Genomic DNA, 5008 nt, shown 5'->3' on the forward strand with positions numbered 1-5008 from the left:
TCTTATTACTGGTGAAAGCGGCACAGGCAAAGAGCTGTTTGCTCAATCTATTCATGGTGTCAGCTTAAGAAGAGATAAACCATTTATCGCGATTAATTGCAGTGCAATACCTGAAAATTTATTAGAAAGTGAGTTATTTGGGTATGAAAAGGGTGCCTTTACTGGTGCAAATAGCGGTGGACATAAGGGGAAGTTTGAAGCGGCAAATGGTGGAACCTTGTTTTTGGATGAAATCGGGGATATGCCGCTTACTGCTCAAGCGACTTTACTTCGGGTGCTTCAGGAACGTTGTGTGACACGTGTTGGTGGTAATACTTCGCGCCCCATCGATGTGAGAATAATCGCAGCAACTAACAAAGACTTACAGAAAGAAATAGAAGCAGGACAGTTTCGTGYGGATCTATTTTTTCGTCTGAATGGTTTAACCTTAAAACTTCCAAAATTAAAGAATCGTACAGATTTATTAATGTTAGCTGAACATGTTTTATCGCATTTACCCTATAGAAATGAAAGTACAGAGTTAACAGAAGATGCTAAAACATTTATTTTCGAATATGAATGGCCAGGAAACTTCCGCGAATTACAAAACGTGCTAGGGCAGGCTGCTTTTCTAGCCAATCAGAATCCGATTACAAAGGCTTTGCTCGTTTCACTTTGTCCAGTTTCATCTCCGTCAAGAAATGTAGAAGAAACAAAGGAGCAAGAACCTACAAGCATGCTAGATCAAGAAATCCAACTTATTAAAAAAGCGTTGGAACGAACAAATGGAAATATTAGCAACGCAGCAAAACAACTTAAAATTGGCCGTAATACTCTTTATAGAAAGATGAGAACCTACAAAATCATGCGATAACTCAAAAAGTAGGTGATTCAGAGTGTTTTTGAAGTATTTAACTGATGATACTTTTTAACCAATCACCAACTTCCCCGACCTATTTTGGTCGGTTTCTTTGTTATCCACCAACCATACTTGTGGTCTCCAGACTATTTTCCCTGTCACTTATCAACATTTCATCTACTTTACGAGCTGTTTTTTCATGTGTTTGTTCCTTTTGGAGTTTGTTTTTTCTATTCTAAAATCGTATCATAAGAAGATTAACAGATCTTGAATAAAACAATGATAGGCTTATCGTACTTATATAATATGTCGTGTGAAGTGCAGGAAATTAAAACATCATATAGAATAATGTTATTAATATAATAAACTAAAATTCCGAAAGAGAATGTGGTGGTCAATAGTATGGAATTGTTATCAGAACAAAAGAAGTATAAAAAAGTATTGATTCAATATTTAGAAGAAAATCAATCACTGTTTTTAAATGAATGGAACGAGACCATCAAAGTAAATGAAATCGACCCCTACAAAGAAAAAATCAAAGAAAATGGATATGGGATGTACTCCCTAGTCATTAATATTTTTAAGGGATCATTGTCAAATGACGTGCTAACAAAATTGGCTTACCAGGTAGCAAATGAACGCCTTAAAGCAAATATTAATATTGGAGATTTTTTGTACAATATTAATTTAGGTAGAAATATCATTGTCAGAAAGGTTTTTGGGGCAAATATCCCCATTAAATATATACAGAAGTTTATTGATGAAATCAACACACACTTCGATACATTCAGTTATCATGCCGTAACGAGGTATACAAATCTAACAAATGAAGTGATTGAGGAAAAACAATCTTTTATAAGTGAAAATCACAAAGATAAATTAGCGGTATTGGGACAAATATCATCAAGCTTTGTACATGAGTTCAGAAATCCTCTTACAGCTATTATGGGGTTTAATAAATTACTAATAAGGGAGAACCCCAATCTAAAATATTTAGATATAATAGATTATGAACTAAATCAGCTGAATTTTAGAATAACCCAATTCCTCCACACCTCTAAATCTGATTTTAACGAGGAACAAAGAGAGGAAATTTCTGTGTTGGAATTACTTGAAGAAATCCAACAACTAACATATGCGAGTATTGTTGATGCTAGCGTTAATGTAGAAATAGATATTTATCCGAACTTTGTCATAACAGCGAGCAAGGATGGACTAAAGCAGGTATTTCTAAACCTTTTTATAAATTCAATTGATGCTTTAAAGGGGAAAGACCAGCCTAGAACATTAAAAATACATACTATAACTGAGCCAAATGAACGGGTTATTAGAATATCAAATAATGGACCTGCTATTGCAAGTGAAATGATAGAATCCATTTTTGAGCCCTTTTTCACAACAAAAGAGTTAGGTACAGGAATTGGACTTTACGTATGTAAGAAGATTATAGAAAGTAATGATGGTTATATGAATTGTGTGTCTAATGACAATTTAACAACATTCAGTATACATTTCCCCAATAGTTAAATTATTAGTGACCTAAAAGTTCAAGTTCATGGGGATTAATACATATCTTAGGAATATAAAGACCCAATGTTTCCTTAATACATATTCACATATTTTACAGCAGAAACTCGTTGTAGTGTTGTATTTAGCTAAATAGTTGAAGCACATCACTAAACTTACGGTTATTTTAGGGAGAGGACCAAAATCTGTATGGCCAATATACCCCGAAAATCAAGATTCTCTTACTTTTACAGGTTTTAGGTGTACGAGTTTACAGGGCAAGAATGATTTCTAAGGGCGGCGGAGTGATGAAAGCGAATAATCGGATAAAGGTGATTTCGTCTTTCCTAAGAATTAAAAATAAATATTTAAAGAAGATGCCTAAATTAGTAATGGAAATTTAGGCATCTTCTTTTCATTTAATTATTAACCCTCTAGTCTGATATTTTTCACTACGGACATGTTTGAATATTTACGGATTTAAGCATTTACTACAAGTGTCAGATTTTTAGACATTTTTAATAAATTGTCCTGGTATGACGATCAATTCATTTTCACCCGAAATGAACGGATGCAATATACCTTGTAAGTTCACCATAAAAGTTATGTCGAAATTCTAAAAGAAAACAATTAAATTGTCATTTTGTGATTCGGATATGAATCAAAAAGTGTTAATAATTAATTTATGAATCACAAATTAAGTTTTTGATTCAAAATCGAATCATTTTTAGTTATGGAAACTTCTAAATCCTTATATTCTAACAATCCTTTTCTTGGCATGAAACTTGCTTTTATTTTATATAATTACAAATTTTTAGTAAGAGAGGATGTTTATATGATATGAAGGTATCGTAGAGAAAGGTTGTGAGAATTAGAAAAATAATAACTTATACATTAAACACCATCGATTTGTAAGTAACAATCCTCTGTTAAGTTCTATACATATAAAAACCAATAGCTCTTATTTATTCTTTTTTTAAGCCATTATTTTTTTGAAAAAAGTTCTACTGCTTTTGTAACTAACTCGAGAGTCTTTCATGAAAGGGATGGATTGCCATTAAAGAAAATAAAAGTCTCAATAAAGTACTTTCAAAGGTCGATATATTATTTCTAGCTTTTGGAGCAATGATCGGTTGGGGTTGGGTAGTATTATCAGGTACATGGATAGAATCAGCTGGAACACTTGGAGCTATGATAGCATTTTTAATAGGAGGAGTATTAGTTACATTTGTAGGACTGACTTATGCTGAATTAGCTTCTGCGATGCCAGCAGCCGGGGGTGCCCTATCATATGTCCTAAGGGGCGTTGGTCCTAAAGCTGCGTTTGTAGCATCGTGGGCTCTAGCGTTAGGCTATATTTCTGTGGTAGCGTTTGAAGCCGTTGCTTTGCCAACAGTAATTGAATATGTATTCCCTAATTATAAAGTAGGTTTTATGTATTCAATCACTGGATATGATGTGTATTTAACATGGGTGCTTGTTGGGGTAATTGGTTCTATTTTAGTTACACTAATTAATTATTTTGGGGTGAAATCAGCAGCTATACTCCAAATGGTTCTAACTATTGTAATCGGTCTAATCGGTTTGATGTTAATTTTTGGAGCAGGATTTACTAGTGATTTCGCGGATGCAAAACCGTTATTTTTGGATGGAACGGTAGGAATCATTACCGTACTCATTATGACGCCATTCATGTTTGTGGGCTTTGATGTTATCCCTCAAACAGCTGAAGAAATGAATGTTGAACCAAAATTCATCGGGAAAATTCTTGTATTATCTGTAAGCCTTGCTGTTATCTGGTATATTGCAATTATATATGCTGTAGGAGTTTCTTTAGATAACAGTATTATAGGAAGTTCAGTTTTACCAACGGCAGATGCTATGGCTAAAGTTTATGGATCGAGTATTTTTGCAACTGTATTAATAATAGGCGGTGTTGCAGGTATTTTGACGAGCTGGAACGCATTTATTATTGGCGGCAGTCGAGTGTTATATTCGATGGCGGAAAAAAAGATGATTCCAGCTTGGTTTGGTAAATTACATCCAAAAACAAATACGCCTACCAATGCCGTTTTGTTTATAGGTGCTTTATCCATGATTAGTCCATTATTAGGGAGACCGATGTTAGTTTGGTTGGTAGATGCAGGAGGGCTTGCTATTGTCCTGGCATACTTTTTCGTGGCTATCGCATTTGTTCAATTAAGGAAACACGCACCCGAGATGGAACGACCTTTCCGTGCTGGTAAATCAAATATCGTTGGTTGGGTTGCATTAATATTAAGTATAGGATTTATTTCTTTATACTTACCAGGTATGCCAGCAGCACTAATTTGGCCTTATGAATGGCTGATTTTTGCAGGATGGTGGGCTATTGGTTTAATTCTAATGTTTAAAATGAGAAAAAATTACAGTGTAGACAAAATGAAGTATACTACGGAAGGTCAGTTGCCGATGGATGAGATTAAGGAAGGTTAATAGACAAATTATAATTCTTTTAGTCCATTTAGCTAAATTCACTGCTGATAAATTGATTAATGTAAAAAGGCTACTCTTGATGAGTAGTCTTTATTCTGTTCCATAAATAAAGGGAGGATATAGGTGATATTTTCAGATGAAAGTGTTCGGAATGACTACATCTTTACAATCCTTTGATATAGTAACTAC

3 protein-coding genes are annotated in these 5008 nt (G+C 34.1%); all 3 read left to right on the forward strand.

Features of this window, described 5'->3' with window-relative positions:
* Window positions 1–853: sigma-54 interaction domain-containing protein (locus AC1DUW_RS20825; protein ID WP_477643348.1), on the forward strand; the 853-nt coding region annotated here is incomplete at its 5' end.
* 387 nt (window positions 854–1240) lie between these two features.
* Window positions 1241–2365, forward strand: a complete 1125-nt coding sequence (locus AC1DUW_RS20830; protein WP_053346414.1) for a histidine kinase N-terminal domain-containing protein — start codon at window positions 1241–1243, stop codon at window positions 2363–2365.
* A 1029-nt stretch (window positions 2366–3394) separates the two neighbouring features.
* Complete coding sequence (locus AC1DUW_RS20835; protein WP_083450779.1) at window positions 3395–4819, forward strand: APC family permease; 1425 nt, start codon at window positions 3395–3397, stop codon at window positions 4817–4819.
* Window positions 4820–5008 lie beyond the last annotated feature (189 nt).

The organism is Peribacillus sp. P4_C12 (genome assembly GCF_056402095.1).

Coding starts and splice junctions, on each gene's coding strand:
- AC1DUW_RS20830 (WP_053346414.1), top strand. CDS start 1,241: ATGGAATTGTTATCAGAACAAAAGAAGTATAAAAAAGTATTGATTCAA.